The 23,427-nt window shown below is 63.2% G+C and carries 22 protein-coding genes; 17 read left to right on the top strand and 5 right to left on the bottom strand.

Annotated features, from left to right (window positions below; genetic code table 11):
* Positions 1-6: 6 nt before the first annotated feature.
* The 9 genes from lpxD (at position 7) to C404_RS40025 (ending at position 8,842) form a co-directional block, all read left to right on the top strand.
* The gene (lpxD, locus tag C404_RS39985; RefSeq protein WP_021194385.1) at positions 7-1,080 is read left to right on the top strand and encodes a UDP-3-O-(3-hydroxymyristoyl)glucosamine N-acyltransferase; all 1,074 of its coding nucleotides are present in this window, start codon (positions 7-9) and stop codon (positions 1,078-1,080) included.
* Entirely contained in the window at positions 1,077-1,580 is a 504-nt protein-coding gene (gene fabZ / locus C404_RS39990) for a 3-hydroxyacyl-ACP dehydratase FabZ (RefSeq protein WP_021194386.1), read from the top strand. The genes lpxD and fabZ overlap by 4 nt, the downstream gene beginning before the upstream one ends.
* Complete coding sequence (gene lpxA, locus C404_RS39995) at positions 1,577-2,389, top strand: acyl-ACP--UDP-N-acetylglucosamine O-acyltransferase (protein WP_021194387.1); 813 nt, start codon at positions 1,577-1,579, stop codon at positions 2,387-2,389. The genes fabZ and lpxA overlap by 4 nt, the downstream gene beginning before the upstream one ends.
* 41 nt (positions 2,390-2,430) lie before the next feature.
* Positions 2,431-3,564, top strand: a complete 1,134-nt coding sequence (gene lpxB, locus C404_RS40000; protein WP_049286237.1) for a lipid-A-disaccharide synthase — start codon at positions 2,431-2,433, stop codon at positions 3,562-3,564.
* A 4-nt stretch (positions 3,565-3,568) separates the two neighbouring features.
* Complete coding sequence (rnhB, locus tag C404_RS40005; protein WP_021194389.1) at positions 3,569-4,267, top strand: ribonuclease HII; 699 nt, start codon at positions 3,569-3,571, stop codon at positions 4,265-4,267.
* 5 nt (positions 4,268-4,272) lie between these two features.
* Entirely contained in the window at positions 4,273-5,052 is a 780-nt protein-coding gene (locus C404_RS40010; RefSeq protein ID WP_021194390.1) for a TrmH family RNA methyltransferase, read from the top strand.
* Between the two features lie 144 nt (positions 5,053-5,196).
* Positions 5,197-6,084: a M24 family metallopeptidase gene (locus C404_RS40015; protein ID WP_021194391.1), complete on the top strand. Its 888-nt coding sequence runs from the start codon at positions 5,197-5,199 to the stop codon at positions 6,082-6,084.
* Between the two features lie 17 nt (positions 6,085-6,101).
* Positions 6,102-7,910, top strand: a complete 1,809-nt coding sequence (locus C404_RS40020; protein ID WP_021194392.1) for an SDR family oxidoreductase — start codon at positions 6,102-6,104, stop codon at positions 7,908-7,910.
* Between the two features lie 35 nt (positions 7,911-7,945).
* Complete coding sequence (locus C404_RS40025; RefSeq protein ID WP_021194393.1) at positions 7,946-8,842, top strand: metal-dependent hydrolase; 897 nt, start codon at positions 7,946-7,948, stop codon at positions 8,840-8,842.
* Between the two features lie 70 nt (positions 8,843-8,912).
* Here C404_RS40025 and ppsR read toward each other — a convergent pair whose 3' ends face one another.
* Positions 8,913-9,764, bottom strand: a complete 852-nt coding sequence (ppsR, locus tag C404_RS40030) for a posphoenolpyruvate synthetase regulatory kinase/phosphorylase PpsR (RefSeq protein ID WP_031329222.1) — start codon at positions 9,762-9,764, stop codon at positions 8,913-8,915.
* 219 nt (positions 9,765-9,983) lie between these two features.
* Between ppsR and ppsA the strand changes: the two genes are divergently transcribed.
* The 3 genes from ppsA (at position 9,984) to C404_RS40045 (ending at position 13,923) form a co-directional block, all read left to right on the top strand.
* Entirely contained in the window at positions 9,984-12,371 is a 2,388-nt protein-coding gene (gene ppsA / locus C404_RS40035) for a phosphoenolpyruvate synthase (RefSeq protein ID WP_021194395.1), read from the top strand.
* A 162-nt stretch (positions 12,372-12,533) separates the two neighbouring features.
* Entirely contained in the window at positions 12,534-12,962 is a 429-nt protein-coding gene (locus C404_RS40040) for an NfeD family protein (protein WP_021194396.1), read from the top strand.
* Positions 12,963-12,996: 34 nt separating this feature from the next.
* On the top strand, positions 12,997-13,923 hold the full coding sequence (locus C404_RS40045) for an SPFH domain-containing protein (protein WP_021194397.1): 927 nt from the start codon (positions 12,997-12,999) through the stop codon (positions 13,921-13,923).
* Between the two features lie 25 nt (positions 13,924-13,948).
* On the opposite strand, the gene smpB is transcribed toward C404_RS40045, so the two are convergent.
* Positions 13,949-14,395, bottom strand: a complete 447-nt coding sequence (gene smpB / locus C404_RS40050) for an SsrA-binding protein SmpB (RefSeq protein ID WP_004626709.1) — start codon at positions 14,393-14,395, stop codon at positions 13,949-13,951.
* Positions 14,396-14,529: 134 nt separating this feature from the next.
* Here smpB and C404_RS40055 point away from each other — a divergent pair, with 134 nt between their 5' ends.
* Positions 14,530-14,967, top strand: a complete 438-nt coding sequence (locus C404_RS40055) for a type II toxin-antitoxin system RatA family toxin (protein WP_021194398.1) — start codon at positions 14,530-14,532, stop codon at positions 14,965-14,967.
* Positions 14,954-15,337 carry an RnfH family protein gene (locus tag C404_RS40060; RefSeq protein ID WP_021194399.1) on the top strand — a complete coding sequence of 128 codons (384 nt, stop codon included), beginning with the start codon at positions 14,954-14,956 and terminating at the stop codon, positions 15,335-15,337. The genes C404_RS40055 and C404_RS40060 overlap by 14 nt, the downstream gene beginning before the upstream one ends.
* A gap of 7 nt (positions 15,338-15,344) precedes the next feature.
* Here C404_RS40060 and C404_RS40065 read toward each other — a convergent pair whose 3' ends face one another.
* Positions 15,345-15,872 carry a DUF4124 domain-containing protein gene (locus C404_RS40065; RefSeq protein ID WP_021194400.1) on the bottom strand — a complete coding sequence of 176 codons (528 nt, stop codon included), beginning with the start codon at positions 15,870-15,872 and terminating at the stop codon, positions 15,345-15,347.
* A 154-nt stretch (positions 15,873-16,026) separates the two neighbouring features.
* A complete protein-coding gene (locus tag C404_RS40070) occupies positions 16,027-16,971 on the bottom strand; it encodes a DMT family transporter (RefSeq protein ID WP_031329223.1) in 945 nt (314 codons plus the stop codon).
* A 167-nt stretch (positions 16,972-17,138) separates the two neighbouring features.
* Here C404_RS40070 and guaB point away from each other — a divergent pair, with 167 nt between their 5' ends.
* From guaB to guaA, 3 genes are all read left to right on the top strand, one after another.
* Entirely contained in the window at positions 17,139-18,602 is a 1,464-nt protein-coding gene (guaB, locus tag C404_RS40075) for an IMP dehydrogenase (protein WP_021194402.1), read from the top strand.
* 124 nt (positions 18,603-18,726) lie between these two features.
* Entirely contained in the window at positions 18,727-19,305 is a 579-nt protein-coding gene (locus C404_RS40080) for a hypothetical protein (protein WP_021194403.1), read from the top strand.
* A complete protein-coding gene (gene guaA / locus C404_RS40085; protein ID WP_021194404.1) occupies positions 19,280-20,899 on the top strand; it encodes a glutamine-hydrolyzing GMP synthase in 1,620 nt (539 codons plus the stop codon). The genes C404_RS40080 and guaA overlap by 26 nt, the downstream gene beginning before the upstream one ends.
* Before the next feature lie 82 nt (positions 20,900-20,981).
* Here guaA and C404_RS40090 read toward each other — a convergent pair whose 3' ends face one another.
* On the bottom strand, positions 20,982-23,315 hold the full coding sequence (locus tag C404_RS40090; protein ID WP_021194405.1) for a putative bifunctional diguanylate cyclase/phosphodiesterase: 2,334 nt from the start codon (positions 23,313-23,315) through the stop codon (positions 20,982-20,984).
* Positions 23,316-23,427: the final 112 nt, after the last annotated feature.

The raw sequence follows: 23,427 nt of genomic DNA on the forward strand, positions 1-23,427 counted from the left end.
GTTCCCATGTCGTTTTCGCTTGGTGAACTTGCCGCGTCGCTCGGCGCGACCGTCCAGGGTGACGCAGGCCTGATCGTCAAGTCGATCGCGCCACTGGATCAGGCCGGCGCCGATCAGCTCGCCTTTCTTTCCAATCCGCTGTACCTCAATCAGGCTGTCGACTCCAATGCGGGAGCGATCATCGTATCGCCCCGCGATCTGGAAACGCTCGCCGCCCAAGGTCATGCAGACGGCCGAAACTGGCTGGTGGCGGCCAATCCATATGCTGCGTTTGCCCGCGTTGCACAGCGCTTTGTCGCGCTGACTGCGCGACCGGTGGTGCCGGGTGTCCATCCGAGTGCGAGCGTGGGCGAGGGGGCCGTGGTGCCAGCATCATGCTCGATCGGCCCGAACGTGACCATCGAGGCTGGCGCTGTGCTCGGTGAGCGCGTACGTATTGCTGGTAACGGCTTTGTTGGCGCAGACGCGCGCATCGGCGACGACACGCTCCTCTACGCAAACGTCTCGATTTACCACGGCTGTGTGGTGGGTGCGCGTTGCATCTTGCACAGCGGCGTGGTGATCGGTGCAGACGGTTTCGGCTTTGCGCCGGACTTTGGCCCGCAAGGCGGCGAGTGGGTGAAGATTCCGCAGACCGGCCGCGCGGTGATTGGCGACGATGTGGAGATCGGCGCGAATACCGCCATCGACCGCGGCGCCATGGCCGACACGGTGGTCGAGCAGGGATGCAAGATCGACAACCAGGTGCAGATTGCACACAACGTGCACGTGGGTGCCTACACCGTCATTGCAGGCTGCGCGGCCATCTCGGGCAGCACGAAGATCGGACGCTACTGCATCATCGGTGGCGCGGCGAACTTTGCTGGCCACCTGACGATTGCGGACCGCGTGACCGTCTCGGGCGGTACGTCCATCACCAAATCCATCACCAAACCTGGTGGCCATTTCACCAGCGTCTTCCCGTTCATGCCGCATGGCGATTGGGAGCGTAACGCGGCCATCGTTCGAGGCCTGACGCGCATGCGCGAACGGTTGCAACAACTGGAACAGCGGGTCAAAGACCTGCGCAAAGAATCATGACCGAAGCATCGAATACGACCAACGCGACGACCAGCCTCGTCAGCGATTTCAACATCAAGAAGATCCTCGACCTGCTGCCGCATCGCTACCCGATGCTGTTGGTCGATCGCGTGGTCGAGTTCGAATCGGGCAAGCGCATTAAGGCCATCAAGAACGTCACGTTTAACGAGCCGTTCTTCAACGGCCACTTCCCGGGGCACCCGGTCATGCCGGGTGTGCTGATTCTCGAAGCGCTGGCGCAGACTGCCGCGCTGTTGACCTTCGGTGAGCCTGGTCACCAACGCAACGAGAACGATCTCTATCTGTTCACGGCCATTGATGGCGCCCGTTTCAAGCGGCAGGTCGTGCCTGGCGATCAACTCTGCCTGCACGCAGAACTGCTGCGTGGCAAGCGCGGCTTCTGGAAGTTCAAGGTGTTCGGCATGGTGGATAACGAGATTGCCGCCGAAGCAGAAATCATGTGCGCGATCATCAAGGATGAACCGAAGGGAGCCGCATGAGCACGAGCAAGATCCATCCGACCGCGCTGATTGATCCGAAAGCCGAGCTGGACTCGAGCGTCGAGATCGGTGCCTTTACCGTTGTTGGCCCGAATGTGCGCATGGGCGCGGGCACACGCGTCGGTCATCACACGGTGGTCGAGGGCTACACGACGCTCGGTCGCGATAACAGCATCGGCCACTTCGCGTCGGTGGGCGGCCGCCCGCAGGACATGAAGTACCGTGATGAGCCGACGCAGCTCATCGTTGGCGATCGCAACACCATCCGCGAGTTCACCACGATCCACACCGGCACTTCGCAGGATGCCGGTATCACGTCCATTGGCGACGACAACTGGATCATGGCCTACGTGCACATCGCGCACGACTGCCGCGTGGGCAACCACACCGTGTTTTCGAGCAACGCGCAGATTGCAGGCCACGTGGAAGTGGGCGACTGGGCCATCCTGGGCGGTATGTCGGGCGTGCACCAGTTCGTGCGCATCGGTGCGCATGCGATGCTGGGCGGTGCCTCGGCGCTGGTGCAGGACGTGCCGCCGTTCGTGATTGCCGCAAGCGACAAGGGTGGCAACAAGGCCGCACCGCACGGTATCAACGTCGAAGGTCTGCGCCGACGCGGTTTCACGGCCGAGCAGATCACCGGCCTACGCCAAGCGTACAAGTTACTCTACAAGAGCGACCTGAGCTTCGATCAGGCCAAGGCCGAGATTGCCGCGCAGGTTGCCCAGGCTGACGATGCACCGACGCGTGAAGTGCTGACCGCGTTCGCAGATTTCATCGCCGCCACCAAGCGCGGCATTGTGCGTTGACCGATCAGGCCCAGGGAGCTGCGCCGGCGCGCCGCATCGGCATGGTGGCAGGCGAGGCGTCCGGCGATCTGCTGGCCTCGCTGCTGCTCAAGGGGCTGCATGCGCAGCTACCCGCTGACATCGCCTACAACGGCATCGGCGGTGCGCGCATGGCCGAGCAAGGTTTTCAGTCCAATTGGCCGATGCACAAGCTGTCGGTCAACGGCTACGTGGAAGTGCTCGGCCAACTGCGCGAGATCCTCGCCATTCGCAAGGAGCTCAAGCAGGATCTGCTGTCCAATCCGCCGCTGGCCTTCATCGGCGTTGATGCGCCGGACTTCAATTTCAACGTCGAGATCGCCATGCGGCAGGCGGGTGTACCGGTGGTGCACTTCGTCAGCCCATCGATCTGGGCGTGGCGTGCTGGGCGCATCAAAACGATCGCCAAGGCTGTTGACCACATCCTCTGCCTGTTCCCGTTCGAGCCCGAAATCTACGCCAAGGCGGGCATTCCTGCCACGTACGTCGGTCATCCGCTGGCGGACGTGATTCCGCTGGTGCCGGACGTGGAAGGTGCGCGCACGCGCCTGGGTCTTCCTCTGGGCCGCAAGATCGTGGCGGTGCTACCGGGGAGCCGTAACTCAGAGGTCAAGAACCTCGGCCCGACGCTGTTCGCCGCCATGGCGCGCATGCAAGCCGTCGAGCCGGACATCGCCTTCGTATTGCCGGCCGCCAGCGCGACACTGCGCGAGCGCGTTGATGCCCTGCGTGCGGAGCACCCGGGCCTGCATCTGTGGGTGGTCGACGGTCAGTCGCACGCGGCCATGGAAGCCGCTGACGTGATTCTGCTTGCCAGTGGCACCGCCACGCTGGAAGCCGCGCTGTACAAGAAGCCCATGGTCATCACCTACAAGGTGCCCTGGTTGACGGCGCAGATCATGAAGCGCAAGGGCTATCTGCCCTACGTGGGGCTGCCGAACATCCTGTCCGGCCGCTTTGTCGTGCCCGAACTGCTGCAGGACGACGCGACACCCGAGGCGCTTGCGCGTGAGACGCTGCTGCAGTTGAGCGATCACGGTAACGCCACCTTCCTGCGCGAGCATTTCACGCAGATGCATCTGACGCTCAAGCAGAACATGGCGGAGATTGGCGCGAAGGTCGTGGCCGATCTGCTGCGCAGCCGCGGTCAGCTTTAACGCCATGGCTTCCCGCAAACCCAATCCGGATCAACTGGGCCTGCTGCTGTCGCAAGAGCCGGTGGACGATGCCGGCAAGCGTGTGCACCGCATTCTGTGTGGCGTGGATGAAGCTGGCCGTGGGCCGCTGGCGGGGCCGGTAACAGCTGCTGCCGTCATCCTCGACCCACGCAAGCCGATTGCTGGGCTGGCCGATTCCAAGATCCTCACCGCCAAAAAGCGTGAGGCGCTGTACGACGAGATCATCGAAAAAGCGCTCGCCTGGCACGTGGCTGAGGCGACTGTCGAGGAGATCGACCGGATCAACATCCTGCATGCGACCATGCTGGCCATGCAGCGCGCCGTGCAGGGCGTGGCTGCGAAAGGCACGCTGCCTGACCTCGTGCAGGTGGACGGCAATCGCTGCCCGCAGGTGCCGTTTGCGGTGGAGGCCATCGTCAAGGGCGATGCACTGGTGCAGGAGATCTCGGCGGCGTCGATTCTTGCCAAGGTCACGCGTGATCGGCAGTTGGTCGCTTTGCACGCAGCGTTTCCGGCGTACGGCTTTGACGTACACGCCGGCTATGGCACGCCTCAGCATTTGGCTGCCATCGAAGCGCATGGCGTGACACCGCATCATCGCCGCTCGTTTGCACCGGTGCGCCGTGCGCTGGAAGCACAGGCTGCAACGACTGCGGGCGGTAGCCCCGCCTGGGACGACTGATTTTCATGAAGCACATCACTTCCCGCGACAACGCCGTACTCAAGCACCTGAAAGCGCTGTCGGGCTCGACACAGCAACGCCGGCGCGCGGGGCAATCCGTGCTCGACGGCGTGCATCTGGTTGCGGCCTATCTGGATGCAGGCCAGACGCCGGACCAGATCCTGGTTTCCGAGCGTCATGTCGCTCACCCGGAAGTCACGGTGCTGCTGGATCGCATGGATCCGCAGACTGTCATCCTGCTGGCCGACAACCTGTTTTCGCAGCTCACCACGGTCGTCAATGGCGTGGATCTGATCGCCTTGATCGAAACGCCTGAAGGCCATCTGCCGCAAGTCATTGATGCCGATTGCGTGATCCTGGATGGCATTCAGGATGCCGGCAATGTCGGCTCGATCCTGCGCTGCGCGGCGGCGGCGGGGGTGCGCGATGTGTTCATGACGGCGGGTTGTGCCTTCGCGTGGTCGGCCAAGACGTTGCGCGCTGCAATGGGCGCGCATTTCCACCTGAACATCGTCGAGCACTGCACGTTCGAGAGCGTGCATCCGCGCATTCGGGTGCCATTGCTGGCAACGTCGTCGCACGCCAAGCAGGCTGTCTTCGATGTGCCGCTGAACGCACCTGTCGGTTGGGTCTTCGGTAACGAGGGTGCTGGCGTGTCCGACGCATGGCTGTCGGCGGTAACCACGCCTGTGACGATCCCCCAGCCAGGCGGCATGGAATCCCTCAACGTAGCTGCCGCAGCAGCCGTCTGCCTGTTCGAAGCGGTGCGCCAGCGCCGCGCTTAGCCGACGCGTTTTCCTGTTGATTACCGGTCACACGGCGTTTTCAAACGCCAGAAAAGTCCCGCATTGACTTTGCCATTGAGTAATGGAACATTGATCGTGGTGCCATTGAGCGCCCCTCGATAACCAGACTCAAGGAGACCGGCCATGCCGAACCCCGCCCTGGCGCGCGTCAATGTCGACGAACTCGCGCAGTTTCGTGAAATCCAGCAGTTGGCCTACCAATGCGTCGAAGCGGTCGGCGGCATGCTGCGCCCCGGCATGACGGAGAAGGATGCGGCCAGGCTGCTCACCGAGTGGCTGGGCGACCGCGGTGTGCATGACTGGCTGCACAAACCGTTCGCCTGGTTTGGTGATCGCACGGCGTTTCGGGGGTTCTCGGGTCTGACGCACATGGCAGGTTTCAACATGGCGTTCTTTCCGTCGTCGCGGCGGCTGGAGGAGAACATGCCGGTCATCCTGGACGTGGCGCCGGTGCGCAACGGGGTGATTGCCGACGTGGGCTACGCCACGTGTGTTGGTGAGAACGCCATCCTTGAACAACTGCTGGACGATTTGATGGCGCACCGCGAGCTGATCGTGCGCCTGATTCGCGAGCGCCGTCCGATGGCGGATGTCGCGCGCGCGGTGGATCAACTCTGCATGAAGCAGGGCGTGGAACCGCGTCACAAGGCCTATCCGTTCAAGGTGTTGGCGCATCGCGTGGCCAAGCTGGAGAAAACGTCGAAGCCGCACTTCGTGGCGCGCTTCGGGTTGAACGCCACCCGCAACCTGATCCTCGACCAGGTGCGCAGCGGTAAGCAGGAAGGCTGGTCGCCGCTGTGGTCGATTGATCGCCGCTCCGAGCACGCACCGGTGCCGGGCCTGTGGGCCGTCGAGCCGCACCTGGGTTTCCATGGCGTGGGTGCCAAGTTCGAAGAGCTGCTCGTCATCACCGAAGACGATGCCTACTGGCTCGACGACGACCTGCCGCACGTGCGCAGGTGGCAACAACGGCAGCAGCAACGTCTGCTCGCACAGCAGCGTGCGGCCTGATGCTTGCGGAGGCTCAGATGAAAACGCTTCTTGAAGAGGCCCCGCTGGCGTTGTTCGAGCCGGCCGCCGCCTTTCCACCCAAGGAACATTCGGAGCGCACCGTGCAATCCGGTGACGTCGCGCTCGCCGTCAAGACCTGGGGCGACCCGGCCCGCCCCACCGTCGTGCTCGTCCACGGTTACCCGGACAACAGCGAGGTCTGGCACGAGATGGCGCCGATACTCGCGCGCGACTACTACGTCATCGCCTACGACGTTCGCGGCGCAGGGCAATCAAGCGCGCCCAAGGGGATGCGCAATTACACCTTCGCGCGCCTGACCGACGACTTCATCGCGGTGATTGATGCGCTGAGCCCGAGCAAGCCTGTCCACCTGATTGCACACGACTGGGGTTCGATCCAGTCGTGGGAGTTCGTGACGGAAGAGCGCCTGCGCGGGCGCATCGCGTCTTACACGTCGTGCTCGGGGCCGTGTCTGGATCACGTTGGGCATTGGATGCGCCAGCGTCTGCTGCGGCCGACACCATCGTCGCTGGGCAAGATGCTGGGGCAGCTTGTGCGCTCGTGGTACGTGCTGCTGTTCCATTTGCCGATCGTGCCGGAGTTGAGCTGGCGCCTATGGCTGGGGCGGGCCTGGCCGCGCGTGCTACGCCGCGTGGAGAAGACCACCATCGTGCCGCGCGCCACGCAGACGGCCGATGGGGTACGTGGCGTCTCGCTGTATCGCGCCAACTTCATCCGCAGCCTGTTCACGCCGCGTAAACGCTACGCGCATGCGCCCGTGCAGGTGATCGTGCCGACGCTGGACAAGTACGTAAGCCCCGCGTTGTCCGAAGACCTATCGCGTTGGGTGCCGAACTATTGGCGGCGCGAAGTGGTGGCGCGGCACTGGCTGCCCGTGACACATGCCGGCCGCATGGCTGAGATGGCGCGCGAGCTGATCGAGCACGCCGAGGGCAAGCCGGAATCCGAGGCGTTGCAGCGCGCTCGCCAGCACGGCGAACGCAAACCGTTCACCGGCAAGCTGGCCGTCATCACTGGCGCTGGCAGCGGCATCGGGCGCTGTGTGGCGCTGGAGTTTGCGGGGCAAGGTGCGGCCATCGTCGCGGTCGACATCCGTGCGGAGGACGCAGAACGCACCGCCACACTGATCCGGCTCTCCGGCGGTAAAGCGTGGGCGCGCACCGTTGATGTGGGCAACGCCGAGCAGATGGAAGCCCTGGTCGATTGGGTCGGCAAGGCGCTGGGTGGCGCTGACATTGTCGTCAACAACGCGGGCATTGGCATGGCTGGCGGCATTGTCGACACCTCCGAGCGCGATTGGCAACGCATCCTGCACGTGAACGTGTGGGGCGTGATCCACGGCGCGCGGTTGTTCGCCAAGCAGATGGTGGCGCGGGGGCAGGGTGGGCACATCCTGAACACTGCGTCGGCGGCGGCCTTTGCACCCTCGCGCGATCTTGCCGCGTATGCGACCACCAAGGCCGCCGTGCTGATGCTGTCCGAATGCATGCGCGGTGAGTTGGCCGGGCAGGGCATCGGCGTATCGGCCATCTGCCCGGGCTTTGCCGAGACGGGAATCATGGCCTCCACCGTCTACGCCGGTACGACGGAGGTGCAGCAGGCCCAACTGCGCGCTCGTGCAACCAAGCTCTACCAGTTGCGCGGCCTCAAGCCCGAAACCGTTGCCAAAGCCATGCTCCGTGCGGTGCTGCGCAACAAGCCGGTCGTCACGATCGGCATCGAGGCGCACTCGTCGCGCTTCATTTCACGCTACGCGCAGTGGCTCAGCCGGCTGATTGCCCGCGTGAGCATGGCCGGGCATTGAGCGTGGTCCTGAACAAGAACGACAGGAGACAAACCATGACTGCGCTCGACTACACCATCAAGCCCCGGCACGTGCGCTTCGACTGGAAGGACACGCCCATCCAATGGATCCCCGGTGATCCGTCCAGCACGCACATCATCAACATCCTCAACCTGCTGTTTCCGGCCGGCGAACTGTGGTTCTGCCGCGTCTACAACAAGGCCATGCCGCAGATCACCGATGCGAAACTGCGCGCCGATGCGGAGGGCTTCCTGCGCCAGGAGGCGATCCACTCGCGCTCGCATGGCGGCGTGCTCACGCATTACTACAAGGACCACGGCATCGACACGCAGCCCTTCACCAAGCGGCTGGATTGGTTGTTTTCCAAGGTGCTCGGCGAGCAGCCGCTCGGCCTGAAGATTGGCCACACGCGCTTTTGGCTGCGGCAGCAACTCGGCATCATCGCCGCGCTGGAACACTTCTTCGGCTATCTCGGCAACTGGGTGCTCAACGCAAAAGGGCTGGATGCCGCCAACGCCGATCCGGTCATGCTTGATTTGCTGCGCTGGCACGGCGCAGAGGAGGTCGAACACCGCACGGTGGCCTTCGACATCTTCCGGCACATGGGCGGCAACTACTTTGAGCGTTGCTTCCATATGCTGAGCACGATCCTGCTGCTGCTGTATTTCCTGGTGACGGGCTTTCGCTTCATGTACAAGCGCGATCCCGGGACGGGGCGCTTTCCGGGGTTCATCCGCGGCTGGTGGCACGGGTCGCGCCGCGGTTGCCTGCCGTCGTTCTGGAAGATGCTGGGCGCTGCGCTGCGCTATTTCCGACCCAGCTACACGCCGCACCATGAGGGTTCGACCGAGCAGGCCCTGGCCTATCTGGCGACATCCCCTGCCGCCCAGGCGGCTGCGCACGGCGGCAACTGGGTGCGTGATCGCGCTTGAGCCCAGCGTCGGCGGAAAAGCAAAACGGCCGGTGTGAACCCGGCCGTTTTTTATTGCGTGAGCACGACGCTCAGTAGTTGTCACGCTCCATCTTGATGTCCTGCAGGACCGTCGTCGCGATCTCTTCGATCGACTTGTGCGTGGACGACAGCCACTTGATACCCTCGCGCCGCATCATCGATTCGGCCTCGTTGACCTCGTAGCGGCAATTCTCGATCGCGGCGTATTTGCTGCCTGGGCGACGTTCGTTGCGGATCTCCGACAGGCGCTGTGGGTCGATCGACAGGCCGAAGATCTTGCTCTTGTAGTCGTACAGCACCGTGGGCAGCTTGCCGCGCTCGAAATCATCAGGAATGAGCGGATAGTTGGCCGATTTCACCCCGTACTGCATCGCCAGGTAGAGGCTGGTCGGCGTCTTGCCGCTGCGGGATACCCCCACAAGGATCACATCCGCCTCGGCCAGATTCTTATGTGACTGGCCGTCATCGTGCGCAAGTGAAAAGTTGATCGCTTCGATGCGGTTTTTGTATGCCTCGGTGTCGGCGTTCTGGTGGAAGCGGCCGATGGCGTGGGTGGATTTGAGGTTCAGCTCCTTCTCGAGCGGCTCGATGAAGGTCTGGAACATGTCCAGGATGGTGGCCTTGGCACGATGGACGATCTGGTTGGCGTCGGCATCCACCAGCGTGGTGAAGACGATCGGGCGAACGCCCTCAGCGTTGAACGCCTCGTTGATCTTGCCCACCGCCACATGCGCTTTTTCGACCGTGTCGACAAACGGAATCCGCACCTGGCGGAATTTCATCTCGAACTGGGCCAGGATGGAGTGGGCGAAGGTTTCTGCAGTGATCCCGGTGCCATCCGACACGATAAATACGGTGCGGACGGCCGCGCGGTTGGCAGGTGCGGCGGCAAGATCGGTCATCGAAAACAAGGGGTTTTTCCAGCACGCAGGCAAGAAATCGTGCTGCGGCACGGTAGAATAGCGGCGATCGTTTCGCTAAGCAATTCGGGCTCGCCGCTCGCCAGACAATGTCACAGCGGCTGCCCCGGATGATTTAGCCAAGCGATTCGCATGGCCAGACGACAAGAACATGCCCCATGCGCATCCGACCGGTTTTTTACTTAGTTTAGGGACTTTTGTATGACTAACCTGTCGCAAGACGGCGCCTATGTGCTGCCGTTCGAGCAACTGCGGATGACCGATGTTGAGGTCGTTGGCGGTAAGAACGCTTCGCTGGGCGAGATGATCTCCCAGCTGGATGGCGCCGGCGTGCGCGTTCCGGGCGGTTTTGCCACCACGGCACTGGCATTCCGTGACTTCCTTGCCCACAACAACCTGACCGAGCGTATCTCGCAGCGCCTGGCCGCGCTGGACGTTGACGACGTCAAGGCGCTGGCCGCCGCCGGCAAAGAGATCCGTGAGTGGGTTGCCACCGCGCCGTTCCAGCCGCGTCTGGAACAGGAAATTCGCGAGTCGTACGCTCGCGTGGCTGCCCGCGAAGGCGCCGAGGCATCGTTCGCCGTGCGCTCGTCCGCCACGGCCGAAGATCTGCCGGATGCTTCGTTCGCCGGCCAGCAAGAGAGCTACCTCAACGTTCTCGGCATCGACGACGTGCTCGATAAGATCAAGCACGTGTTCGCCTCGCTGTACAACGATCGCGCCATTTCGTACCGCGTGCACAAGGGCTTTGCCCACGACGTGGTGGCCCTGTCGGCCGGTATCCAGCGCATGGTGCGCTCGGACTGCGGCGCTTCGGGCGTGATGTTCACGATCGACACCGAATCGGGCTTCCAGGAAGTCGTCTTCATCACCTCCAGCTACGGCTTGGGCGAAACGGTGGTGCAGGGCGCCGTGAACCCGGACGAGTTCTACGTCTTCAAACCGACGCTGGCCTCCGGCAAGTACCCGATCATCCGCCGCTCGATCGGCTCCAAGCTGATCAAGATGGAATTCACCGCGCCGGGTGAAGAAGGCCGCGTGAAGACTGTGGACGTGCCGGGCGAACTGCGCAACCGCTACTCCATCAGCGACGAAGATGTGTCAGAACTGGCCAGGTACGCTGTCATCATCGAGAAGCACTACGGCCGCCCGATGGACATCGAGTGGGGCCGCGATGGCAAGGACGGCAAGATCTACATCCTGCAGGCTCGCCCCGAGACGGTGAAGAGCCAGTCGCAGGGTAAGGCTGAGCAGCGCTTCCGCCTGAAGGGCTCGGCGCCGGTGCTGACCACCGGCCGCGCCATCGGCCAGAAGATCGGCACGGGCCCGGTGCGCGTGATCAACGATCCGGCCGAAATGGAACGCGTGCAACCCGGCGACGTGCTGGTTGCCGACATGACCGACCCGAACTGGGAACCGGTGATGAAGCGCGCTTCGGCCATCGTCACCAACCGTGGCGGCCGTACCTGTCACGCGGCCATCATCGCGCGTGAGCTGGGCGTGCCGGCCGTGGTCGGCTGCGGCGACGCCACCGACCTGCTGAAGGACGGCACCCTGGTGACGGTCTCGTGCGCCGAAGGCGACGAAGGCAAGATCTACGATGGTCTGCTGGAAACCGAAATCACGGAAGTCCAGCGCGGCGAAATGCCGGTGATCAGCACGAAGATCATGATGAACGTCGGCAACCCGCAACTGGCATTCGATTTCTGCCAGATCCCCAACGGCGGTGTTGGCTTGGCGCGTCTGGAATTCATCATCAACAACAACATCGGCGTGCACCCGAAGGCGATCCTCGACTACCCGCAAGTCGACAGCGACCTGAAGAAAGCCGTGGAAAGCGTGGCCCGTGGCCATGCCAGCCCGCGCGCGTTCTACGTCGACAAGCTGGCCGAGGGCATCGCCACCATCGCGGCGGCGTTCTACCCGAAGCCCGTGATCGTGCGTCTGTCGGACTTCAAGTCCAACGAGTACAAGAAGCTGATTGGTGGTTCGCGCTACGAGCCGGACGAAGAAAACCCGATGCTGGGCTTCCGTGGTGCCTCGCGCTATATCGCCGAAGACTTTGCTGAAGCCTTCGAGATGGAGTGCCGCGCCATGAAGCGCGTGCGTGACGAGATGGGCCTGACCAACGTTGAGGTCATGGTGCCGTTCGTGCGTACGCTCGGCCAGGCCGAGAAGGTGGTCGAGCTGCTGGCCAAGTACGGCTTGAAGCGCGGCGAAAACGGTCTGCGCCTGATCATGATGTGCGAAGTGCCGTCCAACGCGATTCTGGCCGAGCAGTTCCTGCAGCATTTCGACGGCTTCTCGATTGGCTCGAACGATCTGACGCAGCTCACGCTGGGTCTGGACCGCGACTCCGGCATGGAGCTGCTGGCCCGCGACTTTGACGAGCGCGACCCGGCAGTCAAGTTCATGCTGCAGCGTGCCATCTCCACGGCGCTGTCGATGAACAAGTACGTCGGTATCTGTGGTCAAGGCCCGTCCGACCACCCGGATTTTGCCGAGTGGCTGGCCAAGGAAGGCATCTCGTCGATCTCGCTGAACCCGGATTCGGTGGTCGATACGTGGCAGAAGCTGGGTTCGGCCTAAATCGGGCTCGATCTAGCGTGTTGTAAGACAAGGCGCGTATCCTGATGGGTACGCGCTAATAAGAACGCGAAGTGCCCGGCAGCGTCTAACGCTGGCGGGGGCCGAGCGACATGCCCCCGCAGACGTGCAGCGTCGCGGGGGTTTTTTTCTGGGAGAGGGAGCATGTCGGCTCAGACCATTTGGTTTTCGCTGGCTGTGCTGCTCGTCATCGGTGAACTGATGACGGGCACGTTCTACCTGCTGATGGTGGCGATCGGTCTGCTGGCCGGTGGCCTGGCGGCGCTGACAGGGTTGGCGTTTCCTGCGCAGGCCATTGTGGCCGCCATCATCGCGGTGTTCGGCATCGCTGGACTACGGCGCTCGCGCTACGGACGCGTGACACGCGAAGATGCCGCCCGCAATCGCAACGTGAATCTGGATATCGGCGAGGTGCTGCGCGTAGACGCATGGTCGCCCGAGCGCCGCGCGCGCGTGCAATATCGCGGCGCCGCATGGGACGTCGAGCTGGCACCGCACGCCACGGCTTCGGGCGGCGAATTCCGCATCGTCGAGGTACGCGGCAACGTGCTGGTTGTCGCGCCCAAGCATTAAGCCTTAGCACCCAATACCAATAACTGGAGGTTCTATGTTCGAGCTGGGGACTCTCGCGCTTATCGTTCTGTTTGCCGCTATTGTGCTGATCGCGCAGGGCGTCAAGATCGTGCCGCAACAGCACGCCTGGATTCTGGAGCGGCTGGGCAAGTACCACGCAACGCTGTCGCCAGGGCTCAACATCGTGCTGCCGTTTGTCGACCGCGTGGCCTACAAGCACGTGCTCAAGGAAATCCCGCTCGACGTGCCGAGCCAGATCTGTATCACCAAGGACAACACGCAGCTGCAGGTGGACGGCATCCTGTACTTCCAGGTGACCGACCCGATGAGGGCGTCGTATGGTTCAAGCAACTTTGTGGTAGCGATCACGCAACTCGCGCAGACGACGCTGCGTTCAGTGGTGGGCAAGCTGGAGCTGGACAAGACGTTTGAAGAGCGCGACTTCATCAACCACAGCGTGGTCAACGCGCTGGATGAGGCGGCATCGAACTGGGGCGTGAAGGTGCTGCGCTACGAGATCAAGGATCTGACGCCGCCCAAGGAGATCCTGCACGCCATGCAGGCGCAGATCACGGCCGAACGCGAAAAGCGTGCGCTGATCGCTGCATCAGAGGGTAAGCGTCAGGAGCAGATCAATCTGGCGTCGGGCGCGCGCGAGGCGGCAATCCAAAAGTCTGAAGGTGAAAGGCAAGCCGCCATCAACAAGGCCCAGGGCGAGGCTGCGGCGATTCTGGCAGTGGCCGAAGCCAATGCGCAGGCGATCCAGAAGATCGGTCTGGCGATCCGCACCGATGGCGGAATCGATGCGGTCAACCTGAAGGTGGCGGAGGAATATGTAAGCGCGTTCGGTAACCTGGCCAAGCAGGGCAACACGCTGATCGTGCCAGGCAACATGGGTGACCTGAGCACGATGATTGCGTCAGCGTTGACGATTGTGAGGCAACAACGGCCGAACGCTTAAGAGCGCAGGAGCGGGAAGGCCCCGGTCAGGCCTTCTCGCGCATGAGGCGCGCTTTCTCGCGCTGCCAGTCGCGGTCCTTTTCGGTTTCGCGCTTATCGAACTGTTTCTTGCCCTTGGCGAGGCCGATTTCGCATTTCACACGGCCGCGCGTGTAGTGCAGGTTGAGCGGCACGAGCGTGTAGCCGCGCTGCTCGACCTTGCCGATGAGCTTCTTGATCTCTTCAGCGTGCAGCAGCAGCTTGCGGGTGCGCACGGGGTCGGGGTTGACGTGGGTGGAGGCCGATTGCAGTGGGCTGATGTGCGCCCCGATCAGGAACAGCTCGGCGTTACGGATCACGACGTAGCCTTCTTTGATCTGCGCACGGTTGGCGCGGATGGCCTTCACCTCCCAGCCCTCGAGTGCCATGCCTGCCTCGTAGCGCTCTTCGATGAAGTAATCGAAAAAGGCTTTCTTGTTGTCGGCGATGGTCATACGTTGGAATGTGCGGTGAGCGCATCGGGGTGACGATCCCGGCATGCGCTGCGATAAAATGGCGAGTTTAACAAATCCGCTGCAGCCCGAGGCTTACGCCCGGAGGTGCGGCGCGCAAAGCTCTCGGATGGCGCATGGCAGACGTTGAAAAAACCGTGTTGATTGGCTACTCGGCCGAACAGATGTTCGACCTGGTCACCGACGTCAAGGACTATCCGAACTTCCTGCCGTGGTGCGGCGGCGTAGAAATCTTCGAGCAGACGGAAACGTCACTCGATGCGCGCGTCGATATTGCCTTCAAGGGTATCCGTCAGCATTTCCGGACACGCAACACGCAAACACGACCGACCCGGATCGATATGCAGTTTGCCGACGGTCCTTTCAAGGCTTTCACCGGTTTTTGGGTGTTCACGCCGTTGCGGGCCGACGCCTGCAAGATCAATTTCCACCTGCACTACGAGTTTTCCAGTCACCTGCTGGAAAAGATCATCGGCCCGGTGTTCAGCATGATCGCCAATACCTTCGTCGATTCCTTCGTCAAGCGCGCTGAGACTGTCTATGGCGAATCCTGAGCAGCTTGAGGTGATGGTTTGCCTGGCGACGGTTACGCCGCCGCGGCTGGTCAATGTACAGGTGCCGGCGCAGTCGACAGTGGGTGATGCGGTACGGATGTCAGGGGTTCTGGATGGATCGGATCTGACGATCGATACATGCCGCCTGGGCATCTATGGCAAGCGCAAGACGCCGGATGCACCGCTGCATGCGCGTGACCGCGTGGAAATCTTGGGTCCGCTGATCGCCGATCCAAAGACGGCGCGCCGGCGCCGGGTGCAGAAGGTACGGGCAACCGGTACGCGCGAAGGCCTGAAGTGGCTGCGTAATGGGGCGCCACCCGAGGGGGCACCACCCGAGGCGCCGCCCAAAGACGACGTCCTCGAATAACGCTCGCTCAGCTGCAGTTGGCGCTCAGGGCTGCCTGATTGCGCGCAACGGCGGCGGCGCGCTGATTGTCATCCATAAAGGCAATCGAGCCGTCGGGTTGCGCGGTACCAATGCGACGGCCTTCCTGCATATACGTGGTTTCGTTGCGCAGGCGTGCGCATTCCGCCTGCTTGCGCTGGGCGGCTTCTGCCTGTTTGGCTTCGTCCTGTTCTTTCTTCGCGCGATCGGCCATGCGCTTGCGCAGGGCTTCGTCCGGATCGACAGCCACGCTGGAGGCGGGTTGGGCGGCTTTGGTTGCCGAGGCGGCCTGAACAGCGGAAGCCGGTGCCGGCACTGCTTCGTACGCGGTGGCAGTGCGGCTGTTCGGGTTGCGGATGATGCGGCTGGGCGGTACCGACGGCGGCGGTGCCGCGTCGCTGTAGACCATCAGGCCTTTCTCATCGCGCCATTGCCAAGCCCATTGTGCAAGGGCTGCCGGACAGGCGAGGGCGATCAGGGTGGCGGTGGCCGGCAGCAGGACGTGCAGTCGTTTCATGGAGTTCTCGTTCGATGGCCTGCCGAGGCGCGCTGGCCGACCCGACGACGGCCCCACGACGCGCACGGGAGCCCGGTGGCGTGATCGCCACTCGCAAATCGAGAACGATGGCTTGACCCGCCTATCGACTCGCCCCCCCGGCAAGGCGCCCAGTTTATGCAGACTTGTCTTCCGCGTGCAAGCGTACGGACCAGCCGACACCCGCGATCAGCAAGGCGATTGCGGCGATTTCAAGCGGACGCGGCCAACGCCCGTCGTACACAAAGCCATATGCCAGCGCGAACAGCGTCTCGAACACGATCAACTGGCCGGATAGCGTGAGCGGTAGGCGGCGGGAAGCCATGTTCCACAGGTTGTTGCCGATCAGCGACGCGCCGAGTGCCACGGCAGCATTCACTGCCCAGAAGGTACCCCAGGCGCGTCCGCCGCCGCTGGCCCAGCTTGTGCCGGCAACGAGCAGGGCGGCTACGGTCAGTGCGGTCGACAGAACGCCGCTCGAGATGCCATATAGCGCTGACCACTCGTTGCTTGAGAAATGCGGATTGCGCTGCAGGTAGCGCGCGTTGTTCACGGCATACCACGTCCAACTGCACAGCGCGCCGGCTGCGCAGGCGATGCCGGCAATGCGTTGCCAGATGGGGCGAGCGTTGGCTGCAGCCGCAGCACTCTCATGGCCGAACAGGTCGATGTTGATGCACACGATGCCGATAGCCACCACCAGCAACGGCCAGATCAACCGGGAAAGCGGCACGGCACCGTGGTCGCGCCGCCCCAGCACTGTCACGGTGATGGGCAGGATGCCGATGATGAGTGAAGTGGGGGCAACCCCGGCCAGTTGCACGCCAAATGCCACCAGAACGTAATAGACAAGGTTGCCGCTGCAGGATTGCTTGATGAGCTCCAGGTAATCGGTGCGGGTGATCTTGCGGGCAATGCGGGGAAGGATCGGGGCGGCGGCAATGGCCGCGATGGCGCCGTAGGCAAGGTAGCGGCCGAGGGCCAGTTCCCAGGGGGAGAACGCGGGCAGCGCGCGGGGCGCAATGAAGACCATGCCCCACATCGCCCCAGCCAGCAGGGCGCACAATACGCCAATTCCCATTCGAACACTCGCGAGGCTGGCACGGTATGACCACCAGCGGCGGCCGCTGGCGGCGCAGCGCGCTTTAGATGCGTGCGCGAAGAAAAATTTATCGAGCATAGCATGGCTGTCTACAACCGTGGGGCGAATTCCCGTATAATCCGATTTTGCGCCTAGAGGAAATTGCTATGCGTCTTGTCCAGAAAGCACTCACGTTCGATGATGTGCTGCTTGTCCCGGCTTACTCGGCCGTCCTGCCCCGCGATACGTCCCTTCGCACCAAGCTCACCCGTTCGATTGAACTCGCCATTCCGCTCGTCTCCGCTGCCATGGATACGGTTACGGAAGCGCGGCTCGCCATCGCCATGGCGCAGCAGGGTGGCATCGGTATCGTCCACAAGAACCTGAAGCCGGAAGAACAGGCGCGCGAAGTCGCCAAGGTCAAGCGCTTCGAATCGGGCGTGCTGCGCGATCCGATCACCATCGGCCCGGACATGAAAGTCCGCGACGTGATGGCGCTGTCGGCCCAACACGGCATCTCGGGTTTCCCGGTGCTGGAAGGCACGAAGGTGGTGGGCATCATCACCAACCGCGACCTGCGTTTTGAAGAAGAGCTGGACGCCCCGGTGCGCGCCAAGATGACGCCGGGCGAGAAGCTCGTCACCGTCAAGGAAGGCGCCTCGCTGGAAGAGGCCAAGCGCCTGATGAACAAGCACCGCCTGGAGCGCGTGCTGGTGGTGGGCGACGATTTTGAGCTGCGTGGCCTGATTACCGTCAAGGACATCCAGAAGGCAACGGAATACCCGCTGGCCTCGAAGGATGAGCGCGGCTCGCTGCGCGTGGGTGCGGCGGTGGGCGTTGGCCCGGACAACGACCTGCGCATCGACCTGCTGGTCAAGGCCGGCGTGGACGTGATCGTGGTCGATACCGCGCACGGCCACAGCCAGGGCGTGCTCAGCCGCGTGCGTTGGATCAAAGATAACTACCCGCAAGTGCAGGTGATTGGCGGCAATATCGCTACCGGCGATGCGGCCAAGGCGCTGGTTGACCATGGCGCGGATGGCGTCAAGGTCGGTATCGGCCCGGGCTCGATCTGCACGACGCGGATCGTCGCTGGCGTGGGCGTGCCGCAAATCTTTGCCGTGTCGAACGTTGCCGAAGCCCTCAAGGGTACGGGCGTGCCGCTCATCGCCGACGGTGGTATCCGTTACTCGGGCGACGTTGCCAAGGCACTGGCTGCCGGTGCACACACCGTGATGATGGGTGGCATGTTTGCCGGCACGGATGAATCTCCGGGTGAGGTGTTCCTGTTCCAGGGGCGCTCATACAAGAGCTACCGCGGCATGGGCTCGGTGGGCGCGATGAAGGATGGCGCTGCCGACCGTTACTTCCAGGAAGACAACACCGCCAACGTCGACAAGCTCGTGCCGGAAGGCATCGAGGGTCGCGTGCCTTACAAGGGCTCTGCGTTGCCGATCGTGCATCAGCTCACGGGCGGTGTTCGCTCGTCGATGGGTTATTGCGGTTGCGCATCGATTGCCGAATGGCATGAGAAGAGCCAGTTCGTCGAGATCACCGCCGCTGGCATGAACGAATCGCACGTGCACGACGTGCAGATCACGAAGGAAGCGCCGAACTATCACCGCGACTGATCGGCAACGCGATCACCGCACACAAGATAGAAGGCACGCAGTACTGCCGCCGGGGCGCGCGGGCGCTCCGGCTGATTCAACCGGTGGCCGGAGCACGGGCGGCCACCCGCAACTGGAGACGAAGATGAAAGCGCTTTTGCGACTCGTTCTGTTTCTGGATGCGGCTGTCGCACTGTGCGTCGGTCTCGTCCTCCTGGTCTCGCCGATGACGTCCGTCTTCGGCGCACTGCAACTGCCGCAGCCGGAACCGGCGATGTACGGCCAACTGCTCGGCGTCACGCTGATCGGGCTGGCATGGCTGCTTTGGCAAGCCACCATCAACGGGCAACTGACCACCGCCGTGGCGCAGGTGGTCGGCCATGTGAACCTGGCTGTTGCCGTGCTGGTGATTGCCTGGCTGCTGTTCTTCCATCTGCCGGTGGAAGGCGCAGGCCGCATCTGGCTGCCGACGTTTGCTGCAGTGCTGGCGGCGTTCTCTGCCGTGCAGATTCCCGCATCGCGCCGCGTGCGCACCAATGAGCGCGAGCGCGCGCAGAAGGCCCGAGAAGACGCCGCTGCCGAGCGCGAGCGTCAACGCACGGAAACCACCGCGCGCCAAGAACCCGCCTACATGCCGCCGCCTGGGTACGGCCCCGGCACTGAAGTCGACACGATTGCCGATTCCATTCCTCCACAACATGCACGACAAAGTCCTCATCCTTGATTTCGGCTCGCAGGTCACGCAACTGATCGCGCGTCGCGTGCGCGAGGCGCACGTCTACTGCGAAATCCACCCGAACGATGTGTCTGATGCCTTCGTGCGCGAATTCGCGCCCAAGGCCATCATCCTGTCCGGCAGCCACGCCAGCACCTACGAAGACCACCAGCTGCGTGCGCCGCAAGCTGTGTGGGACCTGGGCGTGCCGGTGCTCGGCATCTGCTACGGCATGCAGACCATGGCCGTGCAACTGGGCGGCAAGGTCGAGTGGAGCGACCACCGCGAATTCGGTTACGCCGAGGTGCGCGCCCACGGCCATACCCGTCTGCTCAACGGTATTCAGGACTTCGCCACGCCGGAAGGCCACGGCATGCTCAAGGTGTGGATGAGCCACGGCGACAAGGTTGCCGAGCTGCCGCCGGGCTTCAAGCTGCTGGCCTCCACGCCGAGCTGCCCGATCGCCGGCATGGCCGACGAGGCGCGCGGCTACTACGCCGTGCAGTTCCACCCGGAAGTCACGCACACCGTGCAGGGCCGCGCGATGCTGGAGCGCTTCGTGCTGGAAATTGCAGGTGCCAAGCCGGACTGGGTCATGCGCGACCACATCGAAGAAGCCGTTCAGCGTATCCGCGAACAGGTGGGCGATGAAGAGGTGATCCTGGGTCTGTCGGGCGGCGTGGATTCGTCAGTGGCTGCAGCGCTGATCCACCGTGCGATTGGCGACCAACTCACCTGCGTGTTTGTCGACCACGGCCTCCTGCGCCTGGACGAAGGCAAGATGGTGATGGACATGTTCGCTGGCCGCCTGCACGCCAAGGTCGTGCACGTGGATGCGTCCGAGCAGTTCCTCGGCCACCTGGCCGGTGTGACCGACCCGGAAGCCAAGCGCAAGATCATCGGCCGAGAGTTCGTCGAGGTGTTCCAGGCGGAAGCCAAGAAGCTCTCCAACGCCAAGTGGCTGGCACAGGGCACGATCTATCCGGACGTGGTGGAATCGGGCGGCACCAAGACCAAGAAGGCCACGACCATCAAGAGCCACCACAACGTGGGCGGCCTGCCGGAAACGCTGGGCCTGAAGCTGCTCGAACCGCTGCGCGACCTGTTCAAGGATGAAGTGCGCGAGCTGGGCGTGGCACTCGGTCTGCCGCACGAGATGGTGTATCGCCATCCTTTCCCGGGCCCGGGCCTGGGCGTGCGGATTCTGGGCGAGGTCAAGCGTGAATACGCCGACCTGCTGCGCCGCGCCGATGCGATCTTCATCGAAGAACTGCGCGGCACCAAGGCAACGGCGCAAGATGCTGCTGCCGGCCTGTGCACGGAAGCCGATGTCGGCAAGAGCTGGTACGACCTGACCAGCCAGGCGTTTGCGGTGTTCCTACCGGTTAAGTCCGTCGGTGTGATGGGCGATGGCCGCACCTACGACTACGTGACGGCACTGCGCGCGGTGCAGACGACGGACTTCATGACCGCACACTGGGCGCACCTGCCTTACACGCTGCTGGGCCGCGTGTCGAACCGCGTCATCAATGAAGTGCGTGGTTTGAGCCGGGTGGTGTATGACGTGTCGGGCAAGCCGCCTGCGACGATTGAGTGGGAATGAGGTTGCACTTCCCCTGGCATTGAGAAGAAAGCCCGCATTGCGCGGGCTTTTTTCTTGTGCTTGAAACCTTGCGTGAAACGCGTCAGCCAACTTCGGCCCGAAGTGCCGCGGTTTCCGATACCTCCACACAACACGCCTCCACCGTAGCCTTGTCTTCATCGGACGGCGCGGGCCGGGCGTAGAAATACCCCTGCGCCTCGGTGCAGCCTGCCTGGCAGATCATTCTGACGTGCGCCTGCGTCTCCACGCCTTCGGCCACGGTGGTCACCCCCAACTGCCGACCCAGATCGGCAATGGCTTTGACCAGCACCGCGCTGTCTGATCGCTCGGGCAGGTCGCAGACGAAGGAGCGGTCGATCTTGATCTTGTCGAATGGGAACGCGCGCAGGTGCGCCAGCGACGAATAGCCGGTGCCGAAGTCATCAAGCGCGACATGTACCCCCATGCTGTAGAGCTGGCGCAGGTCTTCAAAGCTCTCCGCCTCGTTCTGGATCAGGGCGGTTTCCGTGACCTCGATCTCCAGGCGGTCCGCTGCGAGGCCCGAGTCGAGCAGGGCGGCTTGCACCGTCTGCGCCAGCGTTGCCTTGCCCAGCTGCATGGGCGAGATGTTGACGGCGACGCGGGCACCGTCTTCCCAGCGCGTCGCTTCGCGGCAGGCCTGGTGGAGCACGAAGCGGCCAAGCTGGTCGATGAGGCCGCTTTGTTCTGCAATGGGCACGAACTCCGCCGGCGGGACCCAGCCGCGCTGTGCATGGTGCCAGCGCACCAATGCCTCGCGCGCGGTCACTTTGCCGGTCTGGAGATTGACGATCGGTTGATAGAAGACGAACAACCGGTCCTGGCGCTCCAGCGCGGCGCGCAACTGGGCTTCCAGCCGAGCGCGTTCCTGGATGCGGGTTTCCATGGTCGAGCTGAACAGGCGTGCTGTGCCCTTGCCGGCCGCCTTGGCGGCATAGAGCGCCATGTCGGCGCGTGAGAGCAGGTTCTCGGCGTCCTGACCGTGGGCAGGCGCCAGCGCAATGCCCACGGATGCCCCGATCCGCACGCTCTGATTCGTGCCGAGCGGGTATGGCGCACTGAGCACCGTAATGATGGCGCAAGCGAGTGCGTTGGCATGGTCCGCGTCGTCATGCGACACGAGCACGGCAAATTCATCGCCGCCCAATCGCGCGATGGTCGAACTGGCGTGGTTGCAGACCGCGCACAACCGCGCTGCGACCTGCTCCAGCAGCGCATCGCCCACGCGGTGGCCCTTGGTGTCGTTGACGAGCTTGAAGCCATCAAGGTCGATATACAGCAGCCCGGCGCGGGTCCCTGGCGTTGCCAGGCGGGCATCCAGCTCTTCACGGAAGTTGGTGCGATTGGCCAACCCGGTGAGCATGTCGTAGTGGGCAAGCTGGCGGATGCGGTTCTCGGCTTCCACCTCTTTGGTCACTAACCCCCAGGTGAGCATGGGGCCGATGTAGCTGCCGTCGTTGGCATGCACGGCTGAGATCTTAAGGTCCAGGACTTCCGGCCCAAGCTGCACGCGCGTGTTGTAGGGCAGGTTGGCCGGGTCAGCGAGCACCCGGCGCTGTACCTCCGGGTGCGCGTGGAAGATGTCAATCGAGGTGCCAAACAAGGCGTCTGGCCTGACCGGCAGCAGATGCGCGATCCGATCGACCAGGCGCTTGGAAGTGTTGTTGGCGTAGTTGATGGTGAACGTGTCCGGTTTGACCGTCATGACCGCGATCGGCATGTCGTCGATCATCTGCAACAGGCGGCCCTGTTCAGCCTCTCGGCGGCGGGCCTCGGTCTGTGCGTTCACCATGAGGGTGAAGTCCCGATAGTTGATCATCAGGATGACCAGCAGACCGAACGACACCAGGGCCATGTTGATGGCGATGGCCACGAACGTCGGTTGCTCGGTCGATGCGAAGAACGCGATGAATGCGCCATTGACGATCACCGTAACCGTCACGGCGGCCGGGCGCAGATGCATCAGGCAGAAGATGCATGCGATCACGGTGATGGCCATGTAGAAGGCCAGGTAAGAACGTGTGTAGGGGTCGCCATACTGAAACAGCGCCAGCGACCAGGTCGTGAACGATACGGCGATGGCACCCGCCAGCCGATTGGTGCGCTTGAGGGCACTGAGCGCAAGCTCAGGCGTCGGGTCGATGCGCCTGGAGCGCCACCAGTGCAGCACGCGCACGGCGCAGGCCGCGCTGAGCAGCAGCGGGACGCCGATCGACAGCCAGGCAGGGGTGACGGCGCGGAAGGTCAGCGCGACGGCCCAGGTGCTGGTGATGAGGATGAAATACATCATCGGCAACTGGCGCGAGAACGCGCGGTACTGCGCTTTGAGCAGTTCGGGGTTGTCCGAGGACACTCCCATGAAGTGCATCACGGTGCTCGCAAACGTTCTGATGTTCATGGAACGCTCCAGGGTTCGGAACGGTCGGGGTGCGAGCAGGTATCCGACACGGTAGGCAACAACAGAACACTAGGTCGGCGCAGGGCCCTGGGCATATGCGGCAGTTGCAGCG

Origin of the sequence: Ralstonia sp. AU12-08 (assembly GCF_000442475.1) — a bacterium.
In the GTDB taxonomy this organism is placed as follows: domain Bacteria; phylum Pseudomonadota; class Gammaproteobacteria; order Burkholderiales; family Burkholderiaceae; genus Ralstonia; species Ralstonia insidiosa.